Consider the following 19,086-nt stretch of genomic DNA (forward strand, 5'->3'; position numbering starts at 1 on the left):
AGATGTCGACTGTTATCAAAACTTCATGGTTCCGATATGCGCCTGAAACATTGAAGCGAGAGCTTGGCGGTCCCGCTCAATGCCATCCCGGAGACAGCCATGAACAAGCTTTCGCTCACCCGCCGCGCTTTCGTCACTTCGGCCAGCGCCTTCGGCCTTGTCGGCGCCTCCGGTCTGGCGCTGCCCTATTATTCCCGCGCCAGCCAGCGTCCGGCCTTCACGCATGGCGTCCAGTCCGGCGATGTCGATGCCACCTCGGGCATGGTTTGGACCCGCACCGACCGACCGGCGCGCGTGATGTATGAAGTGTCGACGACCGAAAGCTTCGCCAATGCGACGCGGCTGGCTGCGCTCGATACCTCGCCGGCCAGCGACTACACGGTGAAGCGGCTGCTCACCGATCTCGCCTCGGACCAGGACATCTTCTACCGCATGGTTGCTGCCGATCTTTCCGACATCAATGCCGTGTCCGAGCCGATCGTCGGCCGTTTCCGTACCGCGCCGTCGTCGAAGCGCGACGTGCGCTTCGCCTGGTCGGGCGACACCGCCGGCCAGGGCTGGGGCATCGACGAGACCGGCATGAAGACCTATTCGACAATCGCCCAGCACACGCCGGACTTTTTCCTGCATTCCGGCGACACCATCTATGCCGACGGCGCCATGAAGGACGAGGTCGACCTGCCCGGCGGCGGCAAGTGGAAGAACGTTGTCATGATCGACGGCAAGCGCAAGGTCGCCGAGACGCTGGACGAATACCGCGACCAGTGGAAATACAACATGATGGACAAGCATGTGCTTGGCCTGTCGGCCATCTGCCCGACCTTCTACCAGTGGGACGACCACGAGGTGCTCAACAACTGGTCGGATTCGAAGGACCTGACCGCCGACGACCGCTACAAGGAAAAGTCGATCCATGTGCTGGCGGCCAGGGCGGCTCGCGCCTTCCATGAAATGACGACCATCCGCTACGAGCCGTCGGAGCCAGGCCGCGTCTACCGCAAGGTCTCGCATGGGCCGTTGCTCGACGTGTTCTTCCTCGACATGCGTTCCTATCGCGGCCCGAACGGCCCCGACATGGAAGAGACGCTGACTCCGAAGTCGCGCATGATCGGCGAGGAGCAGTCCAAGTGGCTGAAGCGCGAGCTGGCGAATTCCAAGGCAACGTGGAAGGTCATCGCCGCCGACATGCCGCTTGGCCTTGTCGTCTGGAACGACGCGGCGAAGAAGGCCGGTGCCGAGGCGGTCGCCAACGGCGACAATGGCGCGCCGAAAGGCCGCGAGCTCGAATTCGCCGATGTGCTGCGCTTCATCAAGAATGCCGGCATCACCAACACGGTGTGGCTCACCGCCGACGTCCACTACACCGCGGCGCATTACTACAATCCCGACAAGGCGCAGTTCCAGGATTTCAATCCGTTCTGGGAATTCGTCTCCGGCCCGATCCACGCCGGCACCTTCGGCCCCAACGACCTCGACATGACCTTCGGGCCGGAGCTGAAGTTCATAAAGGCGCCAACCGCCGAACAGGGCCAGAACCTGCCGCCGTCGGCCGGGCTGCAGTTCTTCGGTCTGGTCGACATTTCCGGCGCGACCGAACAGCTCACCGTGCGGCTGATGGATCGCGACGACAACGAGCTTTACAAGGTTACGCTCGATCCGGTGCGGTCGGCTTAGGCTGCGTTGATATTCAGGTGATGCCGGCCTGCGAACAATGGTTTCCTGCGCTTCCGGTGCTCACGTACTTTAAGTACGCTCCGCTCCGGTTCTCGGAAACCACCGTTCTCGGCCCGGCCTAACCTCAACACACCCTGGGCCCAGCAGCCGCTCGGCCTAATGCCGCGATGTCAAAGCGCCGTGACAGTCCAGAACTGAACTCGGAAATGCCGTGAAGAGCGTCAATCCGGATAGCAAGCCGTGGGAATCTTCGGCCAGACCGCGGTGTCGCAGTTGGCATCCTTCTGGCGCTGCTTGAAGGCGGCGCTGACCGGGCCGGTGACGATCGGGTCGACGCCGTCGGGGGCGTCGGCGAACATCTGCTGCGCGGTCCTGGCGTCGGGCGGTACGATCGGGTCGGCTTGCCGAAGCGCAGCCGCCGACTGCGCGGCACCGGCCGCGACGAGCACGCCAAGCGCCGCCCACGCGAAAACCGGACGCAATCTGGACATCTGATCGGTCATGAACATGGAACTGTCCGGCCCCTCAAAGGTTCCGCCTTGGTTAACGGAATCATTTCACACCAAGACGTTTAAGAATCAGTGACCATGTATTTGGGGTCGGGCCTCCCCTTTCGCAATTGCGAAAAACCTTGTATGAGCCGCGCAACCGAAAAAGGCGGCGCCTCTGGGCCTGCTGCCTGCAACGCTCCCGAGACCAGACAATGAACCTCCGCAATATCGCGATCATCGCGCATGTCGACCATGGCAAGACCACCCTCGTCGACCAACTCCTGAAACAGTCCGGCGCCTTCCGCGACAACCAGCGCGTCGCCGAGCGCGCCATGGATTCCAACGACCTCGAAAAGGAACGCGGCATCACCATCCTGGCCAAGGCGACCTCGGTCGACTGGCATGGCACCCGCATCAACATCGTCGACACGCCCGGACACGCCGATTTCGGCGGCGAGGTCGAGCGCATCCTGTCGATGGTGGATTCGGCGATCGTGCTCGTCGACGCCGCCGAAGGGCCGATGCCGCAGACCAAATTCGTCGTCGGCAAGGCGCTCAAGGTCGGCTTGCGCCCGATCGTCGTCATCAACAAGATCGACCGTCCGGATGCCCGCCATATCGAAGTGGTCAACGAGGTGTTCGACCTGTTCGCCGCGCTCGACGCCACCGACGAGCAGCTCGACTTCCCGATCCTCTACGGTTCGGGCCGCGATGGCTGGGTTTCGGAAAACCCCGAGGGTCCGAAGGACCAGGGTCTCGCCCCGCTGTTCGATCTCGTCGTCAAACACGTGCCGGCGCCGACGGTGCATCCCGGCCCGTTCCGCATGATCGGCACTATCCTCGAGGCCAACCCGTTCCTCGGCCGCATCATCACGGGCCGCATCGAGTCCGGCACGCTGAAGGCCAACCAGGCGGTCAAGGTGCTGCACCATGACGGCACGCAGATCGAGACCGGCCGTATTTCGAAGATCCTCGCCTTCCGCGGCCTCGAGCGCCAGCCGATCGACGAGGCCCAGGCGGGCGACATCGTGGCCATCGCCGGCCTGTCGAAAGGCACCGTCGCCGACACCTTCTGCGATCCGACGGTGAGCGAGCCGCTGCATGCGCAGCCGATCGATCCGCCGACCGTGACCATGTCCTTCCTCGTCAATGACTCGCCGCTTGCCGGCACCGAGGGCGACAAGGTGACCAGCCGCGTCATTCGCGACCGGCTGCTGCGCGAGGCCGAGGGCAATGTCGCGCTGAAGATCGAGGAATCGGCGGAGAAGGATTCCTTCTTCGTGTCCGGCCGCGGCGAATTGCAGCTCGCCGTGCTGATCGAGACGATGCGCCGCGAAGGTTTCGAGCTTGCCGTGTCGCGTCCGCGCGTCGTCATGCAGAAGGGCGAGGACGGCCAGCTGCTGGAGCCGGTCGAGGAAGTCGTCATCGACGTCGACGAGGAGCATGCCGGCGTCGTCGTGCAGAAGATGTCGGAACGCAAGGCCGAGATGGTCGAGCTGCGCCCGTCCGGCGGCAACCGCCAGCGCCTAGTCTTCCACGCGCCGACGCGCGGCCTGATCGGCTATCAGTCCGAATTGTTGACCGACACGCGCGGCACCGCCGTGATGAACCGGCTGTTCTTTGCCTATGAGCCGTATAAGGGCGAGCTGCCCGGCCGCACCAATGGCGTGCTGATCTCCAACGAGCAGGGCGAATCGGTCGCCTATGCGATGTGGAACCTGGAAGACCGCGGCCCGATGATCATCGATCCGGGCGTCAAGGTCTACCAGGGCATGATCATCGGCGTCCATTCGCGCGACAACGACCTCGAAGTGAACGTGCTCAAAGGCAAGAAGCTCACCAACATCCGCGCCGCCGGCAAGGACGAAGCGGTGAAGCTGACGCCGCCGATCCGCATGACCCTGGAGCGCGCGCTGGCCTGGATCCAGGACGACGAACTGGTCGAGGTGACGCCGAAGACCATTCGCCTGCGCAAGCTCCATCTCGACCCGAACGAGCGCAAGCGTTTCGAAAAGGCTGCCAAGGTGATGGGCGCGGCGTAAGGTTTTCAGCCAAGCGTTCAAAAGAGGGAGCGGTCGCTCCCTCTTTTCGTTTCAGCGGCAGACGGCTGCTTTCGTTTCAATTTAGGGTCGGCGCGGCCCCTCATCCGCTTGCCGGCACCTTCTCCCCGTGAACGGGGAGAAGGGAATCTCGCGCGAACTCCGGCGCTCTTTCTGCAACGTTGGTGATTGGCGAATCGGCGACGACAGCCCCTTCGCCCCGTTCAACGGGGAGAAGATGGCGGCAGCCAGATGAGGGGCGGCGCCGGCGCTGGCAGTTGTTGTCGCCTTGATCAACGTTCGCGCCTTGTTGGGCGTGCCAAATCTAGTACGATCGGCTATCGTTCTTTATCTCTTATAGGGAGCGACCCCATGCATCTCGCCTCGTTGCTGATCTTCGCCGCCGCGCTCTTTGTCGCCGCCGGTTCGCCCGGCCCGTCGATCGCAGCCTTGGTGGCGCGGGTGATCTCGAAAGGATTCCGCGACGTCTTCCCGTTCCTGCTGGCGATGTGGATCGGCGAGGGCGTCTGGCTTTCGCTGGCGGTGTTCGGGCTCGCCGTCGTGGCGCAAACCTTCCACTATGCCTTCGTCGTCGTGAAATGGGTTGGCGTCGCCTACCTTGCTTATCTCGCGTTCAAGATGTGGACGGCGCCGGTCGAGGCGAAGGAGGGTGAGATGCCGCGCGAGGACTCGCCCCTGAAACTTTTCCTTGCCGGCATGGCGGTGACACTCGGCAATCCGAAAATCATGATGTTCTATCTGGCGCTGCTGCCGACCATCATCGATCTGGCTTCGGTCAGCGTGATCGGCTGGGTCGAGCTGACGCTGACCATGGCGCTCGTGCTGATCGTCATCGATCTCGCCTGGGTGCTGGCCGCCTCCCAGGCGCGCCGGCTGCTGAAGAGCAAGCGCGCCATGAAGATCGCCAACCGTGTCAGCGCTACGACGATGGCGGGCGCCGCCGCCGCTATCGCCGCGCGATAGAGCGCCGGCCTCACATCATTTCAATGATCGGCGCGACCTCGACAGTGAAAGCCGGGTCCATCAGGATCGGGCAGTCCTTGGCTTTGGCGACGGCATCGTCGATATCCTTGGCTTCGACGATGGTGTAGCCGGCGGTCGGATTGCTGCCGCCATTGTTCTCGATCTTGCCGCCGGGCAGCACCGTCTTCGACATGCCGACCGGATTGCCGCCGTCGACCACGGCCGAGCCGAGCTTGTCGTACCAGCCCGTCCAGGCATCCATCGCCGCTTTGCGTTCGGCTTCGTCGGTCGGCATCTTGCCGGAACCATGATAGACATAGAGAAATTTCGCCATGTTCTCCTCCCTTGTCGGCGGCGTCGAACCGGCATGCGGCCACGCCGCTTGCGATATGCAGTGATGCTGCAATCCGATATGCGGCCTGGCCGCAATCCTGATCATCGGACCAAAACGAAACAGGCAATCGATGTTAAGTTGAGTCTAATGTAACGAGCTCACCTTGCCATGGCGTGATATTCGGGATTGGGCCGCATGTCGACCGCGGCCGCCACCCGGTTCGACATGTTGAAGAAGGCGGCGGTCGAGGCGATGTCCCAGATGTCGCGGTCGGTGAAGCCGGCCTGGCACAAGGCGGCGCGATCGGCCTCGACGATTTTAGCCGGCTCCTCGGTCAGCTTCACAGCGAATTCGAGCATGGCGCGCTGCCGGTCCGACAGATCGGCGGCGCGAAAATTCATCACCATCATCTCGCCGAAGGCCGGTTCGCCCGACAGCTGGCGCACCGCCGCGCCATGCGCGGTCAGGCAATAGAAGCAGTGGTTGATCGAGGAGACGACCACGGCGATCATCTCGCGCTCCAGCTTCGACAAGTCGGACTCGCCCAGCATCAGGTCGTTATACATGTCAGTGAAGGCGCGCAGCTTCTTCTCGTCGAAGGCGTAGGCGAGAAGCACGTTTGGCACGAGGCCGAGCTTCTCCCGGCATTTGTCGAAATAGGCTTTCGTCGCCTCGCCGAGCTCCGCCTGGACAAGGTCGAGCGCGGTTACTTTGCCGGTCATGACTGTTCTCCTCGCGCTGTGATGGCGTCGGTTGGAATTTTTTTAAGCGCCGTCAAACCTTTGTCGCCAAACGGCGGTCATCTGGCTACCATAGTCGCAAAAGCATATAACGGGAGGGACTAAGCGTCATGGCCAGCGTGAAATCCAAGCCGAAGAGGAAAGCCGCCGCCGCGAAAGCGGAGGAGAAACCCGCAAGGCTTGCCGACTATCTGCTGGCGCGGGCGCCCGCCGAGGACATCGCGGCCTATGACGTGGCCGACCTCGAGCGCGCCGGCGAGCTCGCCGCCCAAGCAGTCGCCAGCCACAGGAAGGGCGAGAGCGTCGTTGCCGTCGAAGCCGATTCGGGCGTTGCCTGCGACGGCCGGCCGGTCACGGTCATCACCGTCGTCAACGACAACATGCCGTTCCTGTTCGATTCCATCCTCGGCGAAATCACCGAGACAAGCGGTGAGCCGACCTTGGTCACCCATCCGATCGTCACCGTCCGCCACGGCAAGACCGGTGTGGTCGAGGTGCTTGGCGACGGCGGCAAGGAGGATGACGACCGGCTGAGCGTCGTCCATGTTCATATCCCGCGGCTGACCGCCGAGCAGGCCAAGAGCCTCACCGGGCGGCTGCACAAGGTGCTTTCGCAGGTCCGGGCGGCCGTCGTCGACTGGAAGCGGATGCTCGCCCGCCTCGACCAGGCGATTTCCGAATTCCGCTATTCGGCGGTGCCGCTCGACAAGAAGAGCGTCGCCGAGGCGATCGCCTTCCTCGAATGGCTGCGCGACGACAATTTCACCTTCCTCGGCATGCGCGAGTTCAAATATACCGGCGGCGAGGAAAGCGGCTCGCTGGAGCGCGCCGACAAACCCGGCCTGGGCATCCTGTCGGATCCGGATGTGCTGGTGTTGAGGCGCGGCACCGAGGCGGTGACGACGACGCCGGAAATCCGCGCCTTCCTGCACGGGCCGGAGCCGCTGATCGTCACCAAGGCCAATGCCAAGTCGTCGGTGCATCGCCGCATCTATCTCGATTACATCGGCATCAAGACCTACACGTCGAAGGGGACGCTCGCGGGCGAGCTGCGCATCGTCGGCCTGTTCACCTCGACCGCCTACACGCGCTCGGTGATGAAGATCCCCTATCTGCGCTCAAAGGCCGAGACCGTGATCTCGAAATCCGGTTTCGATCCGCACGATCATTCCGGCAAGGCGCTGATCAACATCCTGGAAAGCTATCCGCGCGACGAGCTGTTCCAGGTTCCCATTCCCATCCTGCGCAAGCACGCCAGCGCCATACTCGGGCTGATCGAGCGGCCGCGCGTGCGGGCGCTGGTGCGCGTCGACCAGTTCGACCGCTTCGTCTCGATCATCGTCTTCGTGCCGCGCGACCGCTACGACAGCGTCGTGCGCGAGAAGGTCGGCACCTATCTCAAGACGGTGTTCGAGGGCCGGCTGTCGGCCTATTACCCGGCCTTCCCGGAAGGCGGGCTGGCGCGCGTGCATTTCATCATCGGCCGTTCCGGCGGCAAGACCCCGAAGGTCGAGCAGTCGGCGATCGAGGCGGCGATTCGCGACATCGTGCGCACTTGGGAGGACGCGCTCGCCGAAGCCGCGGAAGCCGCCGGCAGCGATCCGGCGCTGAAGGCGATCGCGGCGCGTTTCCCCGAAAGCTATCGCGACAGCTTCTCGGCCGCCGTGGCGCTGGCCGATGCCGGCCGCATCGCGAAGATCGGGGCCGACAATCCGATCGCCATCGACTATTACCGCCATGCCGACCAGAAGCCGCACCAGGCGGCTTTGAAGATCTATCATTTTGGCAGCCCTGTCGCGCTGTCGCGGCGCGTGCCGGTGCTGGAAAACATCGGCTTCCGCGTCATCAGCGAGCGCACCTTCGAGGTCGCCGACACCGGCTCCGGCAAAGTCTTCATCCACGACATGGAACTGGAGAACAGCTATGGCGCGCGAATAGACATCTCCGACGGCGGCGCGCTCTTCGAGGACGCCTTCCTGTCGGTCTGGCGCGGCGATGTCGACAATGACAGCTATAACGGCCTGGCCCAGACCGCCGGCCTGTGGTCTGGCGAGATCGCCATCCTGCGCGCCTATGGCCGCTATCTGCAGCAGGCCGGCATTCCGCAGAGCCAGGATTTCATCGCCGCCGCGCTCAATCGCTATCCCGAGATCGCGCGCGGCCTGCACGCGCTGTTCGTCGCCCGGCTCGGTCCGGCGGCCGAAGGCGAAGGCGCGGTCGCGGCCAAGCACCTCAAGGCCAAGATCAAGGATGCGCTGGAGGAGGTGCCCAATATCGACGACGACACCATCATCCGCCGCTATCTCAACCTCATCGAAGCCTCGCTTCGCACCAATCATTTCGTAACCGATACGAAACAAAAAGGGCAGTCGCTGGCGATCAAGCTCGATTCGCAGGCGGTCGAGGGACTGCCGGCGCCGAGGCCATGGCGCGAGATCTTCGTCTACGGATCCGAGGTGGAAGGCGTGCATCTGCGCTTCGGCCCGGTGGCGCGCGGCGGCCTGCGCTGGTCGGACCGCGCCCAGGATTACCGCACCGAGGTGCTGGGGCTGGTCAAGGCGCAGCAGGTCAAGAACGCCGTCATCGTGCCGGTCGGCGCCAAGGGCGGCTTCTATCCCAAGAAGCTGCCGATGAGCGCCGGGCGCGATGCCATCTTCGAAGCAGGCACCTCGGCCTACAAGAACTTCGTCTCCAGCCTGCTTTCGATCACCGACAATATCGGCGTCGACGGCGTCATTCCGCCAGCAGGCGTGGTGCGGCGCGACCAGGACGATCCCTATTTCGTCGTCGCCGCCGACAAGGGCACGGCGACCTTCTCCGACACCGCCAACGCGATCTCCGAGAAGCATCACTTCTGGCTGGACGACGCCTTCGCCAGCGGCGGCTCGGCCGGCTACGACCATAAGAAGATGGGCATCACCGCCAAGGGCGCCTGGGAAGCGGTGAAGCGGCATTTCCGCGAGATGAACCGCGACATCCAGACCTCGCCCTTCACCGTGGTTGGCGTCGGCGACATGTCGGGCGACGTGTTCGGCAACGGCATGCTGCTCTCGCCGGCCACCAGGCTGATCGCCGCCTTCGACCATCGCGACATCTTCATCGATCCCGATCCGGACCTGGCCGCCTCGATGGCCGAGCGGCAGCGCATGTTCGCGCTGCCGCGCTCGTCCTGGCAGGACTACGACAAGTCGAAGCTGTCGGAAGGCGGTGTCATCGTCTCGCGCAACCAGAAATCGATCACGCTGCCGCAGGCCGCGGCCGCCGCGATCGGCCTCGCCAAGACCACGGCTACGCCGGTCGAGATCATGAACGCCATCCTCAAAGCGCCGGTCGACCTTTTGTGGTTCGGCGGCATCGGCACCTATGTGCGGGCTTCAGGCGAAAGCAACGCCGATGTTGGCGACCGCGCCAACGACGCCGTCCGCGTCACGGCGCTCGATGTCCGGGCGAAAGTCATCGGCGAGGGCGCCAATCTCGGCGTCACGCAACGGGCGCGCATCGAGTTCGGCATGAATGGCGGCCGCTGCAACTCGGACGCCATCGACAATTCGGGTGGCGTCAACTGTTCCGACGTCGAGGTCAACATCAAGATCGCGCTGGCGTCGGCGATGCGCAAAGGCTCGCTGGCGAGGCCGGCGCGCAACAAGCTGCTCGCCGAGATGACCGACGAGGTGGGCGCACTGGTGCTCGCCAACAACTACCAGCAGACGCTGGCGCTTTCGCTGGCGCGCAAGCGCGGGCTCGCCGACATCGCGCACCAGGCGCGCTTCATGTCGGCGCTGGAAGCGCGCGGCCTGCTCGACCGGGCGGTCGAGACGCTGCCTTCGCCGGCGGCGCTTGCCGAACGCGAGGCGCGCGGCGAGCCGCTGACCCGGGCCGAGCTCGGGGTGCTGCTCGCCTATGCCAAGATCGTGCTGTTTTCCGATATCGTCGCCAGCGACGTGCCGGACGATCAGCATTTCGATCGCGATCTGATGGGCTATTTCCCGGAACGCATGGCGAGGAAATTCGCCGGCGAGATCCGCGGTCACCGGCTGCGGCGCGAGATCATCGCGCGCGTGCTCGCCAACGATCTGGTCAATCGCGGCGGACCGTCCTTCGTCAACCGGCTGCAGGAAGCCACGGGCCGCACGGCGGCCGATGTGGTGCGCATCTTCGCCATGGTCCGCGACGGCTTCGCGCTGCCCGCGCTCTATCGCGAGATCGACGCGCTCGACAACCATATTGACGGGCAGGTCCAGCTCGATCTCTATCAAGCGATCAGCCGGCTTATCTTTGTGACCAGCGGCTGGTACCTGAAGCACGAAGCCGGCTCCGCGCCGCTTGGCCAGCGCATCGCCGAATTGCAGGAGGCGCGCAAGGCGCTCGAGCCGAAGCTTCTCTCGCTGCTGCCGGCCTTCTCACGCGAGCGCGTCGAGGAGCGGCGGCACAGCCTGTCCAAGAGCGGCGCGCCGGAGAAGCTCGCCGGGCAGCTCGCTCTGGCCGAAGTGGCTGAGCTGATCCCCGATGTCGCGCTCACCGCGCGCACGGCCAATGCCGACATCGTCAGTGCGGCCAAGGCCTTCTTCGCCGTCAGCGATGCCTTCCGCATCCCGCGCGTCGAGGAAGCCGCGCGCTCGATCATGCCGCCGGACTATTACGACCAGCTGGCGCTGTCGCGCGCGGCCGACACGATCGGCGTGGCGCGGCGCGGCATCGCGGTGGCGGCGCTCACCGCGTACGGCACGGCGGCGGATCCGGTCGCGGCTTGGCTGGAAGCCGGCGGCGACCGCGTCGCGCGCATCCGCGAGCGGCTGCAGGCGCTGACCGAAGGCGGCGACATCACCGTGTCGCGGCTGTCGGTGGCATCGGGCCTGATGAGCGACCTGACGGGGATGTGAAGTTCCTCGCCCCACGAAGTGGGGAGAGGTGCCGAGCGCAGCGAGGCGGAGAGGGGCCTTCGCAGGGCGGAGATCTTCTTTGAATGATCAACCTGCCGGAGGTCGCCGCATTCCCCTCTCCGTCTCGGCTTCGCCGAGCCACCTCTCCCCACTTCGTGGGGCGAGGAACCCGAACGGCGCCGCTTGTCCATTTGCATCGCTGGCTGAAAACATGCAGACATGGCGCCCGACGCGAGCGGTGCCAGAGGAATCAGCATGGTGGCGGTAGAAACAGTGCAGCGGGCATCGGGGCGCGGCATCTGGGGGTGGATGTTCTTCGACTGGGCGGCGCAGCCTTTCTTCACCGTCGTCACGACATTCATCTTCGGACCCTATTTTGTCTCGCGCATGGCGAGCGATCCGACTGCCGGGCAGGCCGCGTGGGGTTACGGCATCGCCGCCGCGGGCCTGGTCATCGCGGTGCTGTCGCCGGTGCTCGGCTCGATCGCCGACCAGACCGGGCCGCGCAAGCCGTGGATCGCCTTCTTCGCGGCCATCAAGATCGCCAGCCTCACGCTTTTGTGGTTCGCGGCGCCGGGCTCCAACCTTTTCCTGGTCGTGCTCTTGTTCTCGCTGGCTTCGGTGGCGGCCGAATTCTCGACCGTGTTCAACGATTCCATGATGCCGCGGCTGGTGCCGAAGGAAGAGATCGGCCGGATCTCCAACATGGCCTGGGGGCTCGGCTATCTCGGCGGCATGATCGCGCTGATCTTCGTGGTGCTGTTCCTGGCCGGCAATCTCGAGACCGGCAAGACGCTCATCGGCCTCGATCCGTTGTTCGGACTTGATCCGAAACTCGGCGAGGACGCGCGCTTCACCGGGCCGATGTCGGCCGGCTGGTATTTCCTGTTCATCCTGCCGATGTTTTTATTCACGCCGGACGCCACCAAGGGGATCCCGATCGGCCCGGCGGTGCGCGAGGGCCTGTCCGAGCTGAGGTCCACCCTGGTGGAAGTGCGCCAGCGCAGCGGCATCCTGCGCTTTCTCCTGGCCCGCATGATCTATCAGGATGGCGTCAATGCGCTGCTGGCGCTCGGCGGCACGTTCGCGGCCGGCATGTTTCGCTGGTCGATCACCGAGATCGGCCTGTTCGGCATCATCCTCAATGTCGTCGCCATCTTCGGCTGCTGGATCGCGGCGCGGCTCGATACAGCGCTGGGCTCGAAGGCCGTGGTGATGATTGCGCTGGTCATGCTGTCGGTCGCCACGATCGGCGTCGTCTCCACGGGACCGGGCTTCACGCTGCTCGGCCTGATCCCCCTGCCGACCGCCGATTCCGGCGGCCTGTTCGGCACAGCGGCCGAGAAAGCCTATATCCTCTACGGCCTGCTGATCGGGCTGGCCTTCGGTCCGGTGCAGGCGTCATCGCGATCCTACATGGCGCGCAGCGTGACCGCCGCCGAGTCCGGCCGCTATTTCGGCATCTATGCGCTGGCCGGCCGGGCGACGAGCTTCCTGGCGCCGTTTATGGTGGCGAGCATCACCACCATCAGCGATTCGCCGCGGCTCGGCATGGCGGCGATCATCCTGTTCCTCGGCATCGGCATGGCGATCCTGGCGGGGACACCCTATCCGGCGGATAAGCCGAAGGCGTAGCGCGACTTTTCCTTCTCCCCTTGTGGGAGAAGGTGGATCGGCGCGGAGCGCCGAGACGGATGAGGGGTGCTCCAGCTTGGCGAACATGCCCGTCGAAAGCTGCAATCGCCCACGCCTCATCCCCTGGAGCACCCCTCATCCGTCGCCTTCGGCGACACCTTCTCCCACAAGGGGAGAAGGAAGAGGCGCTAATGCCTGAAATGCCTCACTCCGGTGAACACCATGGCGATGCCGTGCTCGTCGGCGGCGGCGATGACGTCCTCGTCGCGCATCGAGCCACCGGGCTGGATGACTGCCGTGGCGCCGGCTTCGATTGCCGACAAGAGGCCGTCGGCGAAGGGGAAGAAGGCGTCCGAGGCGACGACCGAGCCTTTGGTCAGCGGCTCGGCGAGGCCGGCCGCTTCGGCAGCGTCGAGCGCCTTACGGGCGGCGATGCGCGAGGAATCGACGCGGCTCATCTGGCCGGCGCCGATGCCGACGGTCGCGCCGTCCCTGGCATAGACGATGGCGTTGGACTTAACGTGCTTGGCGACGCGGAAGGCGAATTTGAGGTCGGCCATCTCAGCCGGCGTCGGCGCGCGCTTCGTCACCACCTTGAGCTCGAGATCGTCGACGACCGCATTGTCGCGGCCTTGCACCAGCAGTCCGCCGGCGACGGATTTCACCGTCGTGCCGGCGGCGCGGGGATCGGGCAGGCCGCCGGTGACCAGCAGGCGCAAATTCTTCTTCGCCGCGACGATGGCGGCGGCCTCGTCGGTGGCGTCGGGCGCGATGATGACCTCGGTGAAGGTCTTGACGATCTCTTCCGCCGCCTCGGCGTCAAGGATGCGGTTGATGGCGACGATGCCGCCGAAGGCCGAGACCGGATCGCAGGCCAACGCCTTGGCGTAGGCCGCCTTCAGCGATGAGCCTTCGGCAACGCCGCAGGGGTTGGCATGCTTGATGATAGCGACCGCCGCCGAGCGCGCCGGATCGAACTCGCCGGCCAACTCGAAAGCGGCGTCGGTGTCGTTGATGTTGTTGTAGGAGAGCTGTTTGCCCTGCAACTGCTTTGCCGTTGCCACGCCCGGCCGCTTGTCTCCCGACAGGTAGAAGCCTGCGCCCTGATGCGGGTTCTCGCCATAGCGCATCACCTGGTCGAGCCGGCCGCCGAACGCGCGCCATGTCGGGTGCTCGATCTCCAGCGCCTCGGCGAACCATCCGGAGATCGCAGCGTCATAGGTGGCGGTGCGCGCAAAGGCCTTGGCCGCCAGCATCTTGCGGAAATCGAGCGACAGCGAGCCCAGATTCACCTCCAGCGCGTTGACGACGGAAGCATAGTCGGCCGGGTCGGTGACGATGGCGACGTAGGCGTGGTTCTTGGCCGAGGCGCGGATCATCGCCGGCCCGCCGATGTCGATGTTCTCGACGATCGAGGCATAGCCGGCGCCGGAGCGGCGGACGTCCTCGAACGGATAGAGATTGCAGACGACGAGGTCGATCGGCTCGATGTTGTGGTCGTGCATGGCCTTGGCATGCTCGGCGTCGTCGCGGATGCCGAGCAGCGCGCCATGCACCGACGGATGCAAGGTCTTCACCCGCCCATCCATGATCTCGGGAAAGCCGGTGAGCTCGGAAACGTCGCGGACCGCCAGGCCCGCCCCGGCGAGGGCCTTTGCCGTGCCGCCGGTCGAAACCAGCTCGACGCCGGCGGCGGCGAGCGCCTTGGCGAAATCGACCAAGCCTGTCTTGTCGAAGACGGAAAGTAGCGCGCGGCGCACCGGAACGAGGTCGGGCGCCGGAATGTTTTTTGTGGGCACGGCCATGGCGGGCGGCCTTTCAGAGCTGGTGGCAGGGACGTTGGCCGGCCCTAGCATATGAGCCCCGGAAATCAAGTGAGTCCGGGATCAGGCGCGCAGCCGTTTGCCAGCCAGCCTCAGTTGTTTTCGGAATAGCCGGAGATAACGGTGCGGGTCAGCTGCCAGTGGACCTCGGCAATTTCCGAGGCCTTGAAGGCGAGCACGATCTGCCGGCTGCGGCGCGGCCCGCTCAGGCCGGCAAAGTAGATCGATTCCTCGACCTCCGGCACCACTTCGGCGCAGGTGAAGACCCAGCTGTCGCCCTGCGCGCCGGCGAGCGTCAGGCGGTCGTGGTCGTCCTGCAGCAGGCTGATGTCCGGGTGGACGTGGAAGCGCACCGTGACGAAGTCGCGGCCGTTGTTGCGGATCGCGGCATTGCCCGGGCGCAGGAACCGATCGCGGCCGGCAAGCACGTTGCCGTTGCTGGTCAGCTTCAACTCGCGCTCATGCAGGAAGCCGAACTGCTGGACATAGCCGTCATGGCGGGCGACGAAGCCTTGCATGCCCTTCTGGTCGAGGCGCTTGCAGGGCACATGCTGCGGGCCGCCGATCAGCGGCGATCCCAAAAGGTCGCTGACGCGCAGCGAGTGGCTGAAGCGCGCCGACGAGGTGTCGTTGAGCGTGGCGGTCGAATGCGCGGCGGTGGCGCGGGCCAGCGGCCGGAATTCCGGGGCGCCATAAGTGTCGATGCCGGCATTGACGATGAAGTGCTGGCGCCCGGAGGAGAGCTCGAAGGCGAGGCAGCCGGCATGTGCTGCGTTGGAGACGTCGACCGGCGGCGGCAGGCCGGTGTCGGCGATCACCGTCACGCCGCCCATCGACAGGCGCTCGTAGCCGGAATGCGGCGCGTGCAGCAGCGGCGCGCCCACCGTGTCGTCATGGCGCATGATGGTGGCGATGCGGTCGTGGATGGTGGCGCCCATGCCGTTGAAGCGGGCAAGGCTGCCGTCCTGATGGCGAAAGAAACGCAGCGCCGGCAACATCCGGTCGATGGCGCCGATCAAGGCCGACGGCGGCGCCTCGGCCTGGTTGGCATAGGTCTGGCGCAACGGCAGAAGATCGGCCAGCAGCTCGAGCACCGCCATCGGCTTGCGCGAGATATGGCCGCCATCGGGCAGGATCTGATGCTCGAGCTCCTCGGCCAGGTTGCGTGTCGCGGCACGCAGCGCCGAGGCCGGCGCCGGCAGGGACAGCGCGGCGAAGGCGAGCGCGATGCGGGCGCGCAGCCTGGCCTCGCCATCGGGCATCTCGCGCACCATCGAGCGGAGATAGCGGATCTGCACGGCGAGCGATTTCAGGAACGCGCGATAGAAAGGGAATTCGGCGCCCTGCAGCACCACCGAGGAGTGCTGCAGCCAGGCGATGACGCGCTTGGCCGTCGTTCCCGGCTCCCAGGCGATGCCGGAGATCTGGTTGCCGTGCATGGCGATCCAGTCGGTCACGAGCGCCCTGGCATTGGCCGCGGCAAGCTCGGTGCCGGTGGCGCGCATGTGGCGCAGCCAGCGAAAGCCGTGCAGCGATTTCTGCCAGCCGCGATTGGGCACGTCGATCTGGAAGGGCGACCTGCCGCCGGTCTCGACCAGATGGCCGGACAGCGGATAGCGGCCGTAATAGATCTCCAGCGCGATCTGCGGATCGGCAAGCCGCAGGTCAGGCGGGGCGATCAGGACGCGTTCGGGCGTGCGGCCGGAATAGCGCCAGCGATAGATCGGCCCGGCGCGGAGGCGCTGGCGCGTTTTGCGCCAGAACTCCCTCGCGACAAGCGTCCAAAGACGCGTCGTGCTGCCGGCAACAAGTGCCAATAGCCCTCCTGATGTCCCCATAACCCAAGCACAAGCTTATGCGATTCAAGAACTTATGCGAAGGCGGATTTCGCCGAAGTGAACCACTTCACGCCGCCTTGCCCGTGCCGTCGCTAAAAAAGCCAGCAAATTTTACGAGATAACGTTTCAATCGGTCCGTCTCATCCGCGCGGCAAAGAAGCCGTCCAAGCCTGAAATCCCGGGCGATTCCAGCGCGAGGTCGGCCGGCGTGGTGCGCAGCATACCCTCCGGGGTCAGGAACGGATCGACGCCGGCAAATTCGCCGGGCCGGATCGGATCGGCGGCGACGCCAGACTTGCCGGCAAGGAAGCCGCCATAAAGCTCCTCCCCCTCGATGGGGTCGAGCGAGCAGTTGGAGAACACGATCCGTCCTCCGGGTCTGACCAGACCAACGGCATGCGCAAGCAGCCGGCGCTGGAGATCGGCGAGCTTTTCGACATCCGCCATGGTCTTGGTCCAGGGCACGTCGGGATGGCGGCGCACCGTGCCGGTCGAGGAGCAGGGCGCATCGAGCAGCACGGCGTCGAACAATGGCGCAGGCCGGTAATCCAGGAGGTCGGTCTGTACGAGCTCGGCGGTCAGACCAAGGCGCTCGAGATTCTGACTGAGCCGCGCCAGCCGGTTCTTCGAGGTGTCGACCGCGGTCACCTCGGCGCCGGCCAGGATAAGCTGCGCCGTCTTGCCGCCGGGCGCGGCGCACAGGTCGGCGACGCGCTGGCCTCTGATGTCGCCGAACAGGCGTGCCGGCAGGCTTGCCGCCGCATCCTGCACCCACCAGGCGCCGTCGGCGAAACCGGGGAGGTCGATGACATTGGCGGCGAGCTTCTCGACGCGTACGGTTCCGGTCGGCAGCACGATGCCGCCCAAACGCTCGGCCCAGAGCGCCGGATCGGCCTTGACGGTGAAATCGACAGGCGCCTCGTGGCGATGGGCGGCAAGGATGGCGCGCGCCTTGTCGGCTCCGTAGGCGGCGGTCAGCCGCTCGGAGAACCATCGCGGCGCCTCGCTGGTGGCGGCAAGCGCCGGGACAAGCTCAGCCTCCTTGGCGCGCGCCAGCGAACGCAGCACGCCGTTGACGAGGCCGGAGAAACGCAGCGTTCGCGGATCGGATTTGGCGTGGGTGACGGCAAGGTCGACGGCGGCGCTGTCGGGAACATCGAGGAACAGGATCTGCGCGGCGGCGACATGGAGGATATGCGAGAGCGCCGTGGCGTTGGGCGGCAGCGGCTTTTCCAGGCGCTTGGACAAAAGCCCGGCAATGGTCATGCGGTGGCGCAGCGCCGTGACCAGGATGGCGCGCACCAGCGCCCGGTCGCGGCCGTCCAGCGCCTTGTATTGCGGATGGCCGTGCTCGTTGTCGGTCAACCCGTCGAGCGGCGTGCGGGCATCGATGACGGCGGCAAGCAGCCGCGCCGCCGCCTTGCGTGCGGCAAGGCCGGCGACGTTCTCGTCACCAGCCTTGTGTTGCGGATTGCCTGAATGTCCGCGCCTCGGCGGCGTCACGACCAGGGACCCTTCGACCGGACATTGCGCGGTCCGGTCGGGTTGCGGCCCCACGGATTGGGCTTTGGCGGCGCCGGCTCAGCCTCCGCTGGCGGCGGGTCCGCCGGCTTGCCCCATGGCCCCGCCGACGGCTCTTCGGGCTGGATGGATGGCGGAGAAGCCTGGCGCCGGGCGGCCGGCGGTGCGCCGCCCATCGCGCGCGCCATCTCCTGCAGCGCGGCTATGCGGTTCTCGGTGCTCGGGTGGGTCGAGAACAGATTGTCCATGCGCTCGCCATGCAGAGGATTGATGATGAAAAGATGCGCCATCGCCGGATTGCGCTCGGCATCCTCATTGGGGATCCGTTCGGCGCCGCGCGCGATCTTGTTGAGCGCCGAAGCCAGCCACAACGGGTTGCCGCAGATCTCGGCGCCGCGCCGGTCGGCTTCGTATTCGCGGGTGCGGCTCACCGCCATCTGCACGATCATCGCGGCGAGTGGCGCAACGATCATCGCTACAAGCACGCCGACAAAGCCGAACGGATTGTTGTTCTCGCGGCTGCCGCCGAAGAAGAAGGCGAAATTGCCGAGCATCGAGATGGCGCCGGCGAGCGTCGCCACGATCGTCATGGTCAGCGTATCGCGATGCTGCACATGGGCAAGCTCATGCGCCATCACCGCCGCGACCTCTTCATGGGAGAGCCGCTCGAGCAGGCCGGTGGACGCCGCAACGGCAGCATTTTCCGGATTGCGGCCGGTGGCGAAGGCGTTGGGCTGCGGGTTGTCGATCAGATAGGTCTTCGGCATCGGCAGGCCGGCCTGCTTGGCCAGCGCCTGCACGATCGCGTAATATTCGGGCGCGTTCTTCGCGTCGACCTCGACGGCGCGGTTCATCGACAGCACCATCTTGTCGGCGTTCCAATAGCTGAACAGATTGGTGCCGGCGGCGATCAGAAGCGCGATGACCATGCCGCCCGAGCCGCCGATCAGATAGCCGACGCCCATGAAGAGCGCCGTCATGGCGGCAAGGAGCATGGCGGTGCGAAGCGTGTTCATCGTTTCATCCGTCTGGTCTGATGGCGGAGGAGGTGGCGAATAGGGGTCGATCCTTCTGTCGTCATGGCTATATGATGGGAGGCGCCGGTCGTCGTTTCAATCGGCGGGAGT

General features: G+C 65.4%; 12 protein-coding genes. 5 read left to right on the forward strand and 7 right to left on the reverse strand.

Annotated features, from left to right (window positions below; all coding sequences use genetic code 11):
- Nucleotides 1–99 precede the first annotated feature (99 nt).
- The gene (locus tag LB529_RS21280) at nucleotides 100–1,674 is read left to right on the forward strand and encodes an alkaline phosphatase D family protein (RefSeq protein WP_224712246.1); all 1,575 of its coding nucleotides are present in this window, start codon (nucleotides 100–102) and stop codon (nucleotides 1,672–1,674) included.
- A 221-nt stretch (nucleotides 1,675–1,895) separates the two neighbouring features.
- On the opposite strand, the gene LB529_RS21285 is transcribed toward LB529_RS21280, so the two are convergent.
- Nucleotides 1,896–2,183: a hypothetical protein gene (locus tag LB529_RS21285; protein ID WP_224547302.1), complete on the reverse strand. Its 288-nt coding sequence runs from the start codon at nucleotides 2,181–2,183 to the stop codon at nucleotides 1,896–1,898.
- A gap of 194 nt (nucleotides 2,184–2,377) precedes the next feature.
- On the opposite strand from LB529_RS21285, the gene typA reads away from it, so the two are divergent.
- On the forward strand, nucleotides 2,378–4,207 hold the full coding sequence (typA, locus tag LB529_RS21290) for a translational GTPase TypA (protein WP_140841880.1): 1,830 nt from the start codon (nucleotides 2,378–2,380) through the stop codon (nucleotides 4,205–4,207).
- Between the two features lie 369 nt (nucleotides 4,208–4,576).
- Nucleotides 4,577–5,188, forward strand: coding sequence for a LysE family translocator (locus LB529_RS21295; RefSeq protein WP_224547305.1), 612 nt, complete (start codon nucleotides 4,577–4,579; stop codon nucleotides 5,186–5,188).
- 10 nt (nucleotides 5,189–5,198) lie between these two features.
- Here the strand turns inward: LB529_RS21295 and LB529_RS21300 are convergent, their stop codons facing one another.
- Nucleotides 5,199–5,522: a hypothetical protein gene (locus tag LB529_RS21300; protein WP_224627971.1), complete on the reverse strand. Its 324-nt coding sequence runs from the start codon at nucleotides 5,520–5,522 to the stop codon at nucleotides 5,199–5,201.
- 158 nt (nucleotides 5,523–5,680) lie between these two features.
- Nucleotides 5,681–6,244 carry a peroxidase-related enzyme gene (locus LB529_RS21305; protein ID WP_224712247.1) on the reverse strand — a complete coding sequence of 188 codons (564 nt, stop codon included), beginning with the start codon at nucleotides 6,242–6,244 and terminating at the stop codon, nucleotides 5,681–5,683.
- A gap of 128 nt (nucleotides 6,245–6,372) precedes the next feature.
- Between LB529_RS21305 and LB529_RS21310 the strand changes: the two genes are divergently transcribed.
- Nucleotides 6,373–11,142 (forward strand): NAD-glutamate dehydrogenase, encoded by a 4,770-nt coding sequence (locus LB529_RS21310; protein ID WP_224712248.1) that lies wholly within the window; start codon nucleotides 6,373–6,375, stop codon nucleotides 11,140–11,142.
- A 255-nt stretch (nucleotides 11,143–11,397) separates the two neighbouring features.
- A complete protein-coding gene (locus tag LB529_RS21315) occupies nucleotides 11,398–12,777 on the forward strand; it encodes an MFS transporter (protein WP_224712249.1) in 1,380 nt (459 codons plus the stop codon).
- 188 nt (nucleotides 12,778–12,965) lie between these two features.
- Here LB529_RS21315 and purH read toward each other — a convergent pair whose 3' ends face one another.
- The 4 genes from purH to htpX form a co-directional block, all read right to left on the reverse strand.
- Nucleotides 12,966–14,582, reverse strand: coding sequence for a bifunctional phosphoribosylaminoimidazolecarboxamide formyltransferase/IMP cyclohydrolase (purH, locus tag LB529_RS21320; RefSeq protein ID WP_224712250.1), 1,617 nt, complete (start codon nucleotides 14,580–14,582; stop codon nucleotides 12,966–12,968).
- A gap of 110 nt (nucleotides 14,583–14,692) precedes the next feature.
- The gene (locus tag LB529_RS21325; RefSeq protein WP_411962564.1) at nucleotides 14,693–16,438 is read right to left on the reverse strand and encodes a heparinase II/III family protein; all 1,746 of its coding nucleotides are present in this window, start codon (nucleotides 16,436–16,438) and stop codon (nucleotides 14,693–14,695) included.
- Nucleotides 16,439–16,564: 126 nt separating this feature from the next.
- Nucleotides 16,565–17,941, reverse strand: coding sequence for an RsmB/NOP family class I SAM-dependent RNA methyltransferase (locus LB529_RS21330; RefSeq protein ID WP_411962565.1), 1,377 nt, complete (start codon nucleotides 17,939–17,941; stop codon nucleotides 16,565–16,567).
- Nucleotides 17,938–18,975: a zinc metalloprotease HtpX gene (htpX, locus tag LB529_RS21335; protein WP_224712252.1), complete on the reverse strand. Its 1,038-nt coding sequence runs from the start codon at nucleotides 18,973–18,975 to the stop codon at nucleotides 17,938–17,940. The genes LB529_RS21330 and htpX overlap by 4 nt, the downstream gene beginning before the upstream one ends.
- Nucleotides 18,976–19,086 lie beyond the last annotated feature (111 nt).

Origin of the sequence: Mesorhizobium sp. CA5, assembly GCF_020165105.1 — a bacterium.
Classification (GTDB): Bacteria; Pseudomonadota; Alphaproteobacteria; order Rhizobiales; family Rhizobiaceae; genus Mesorhizobium.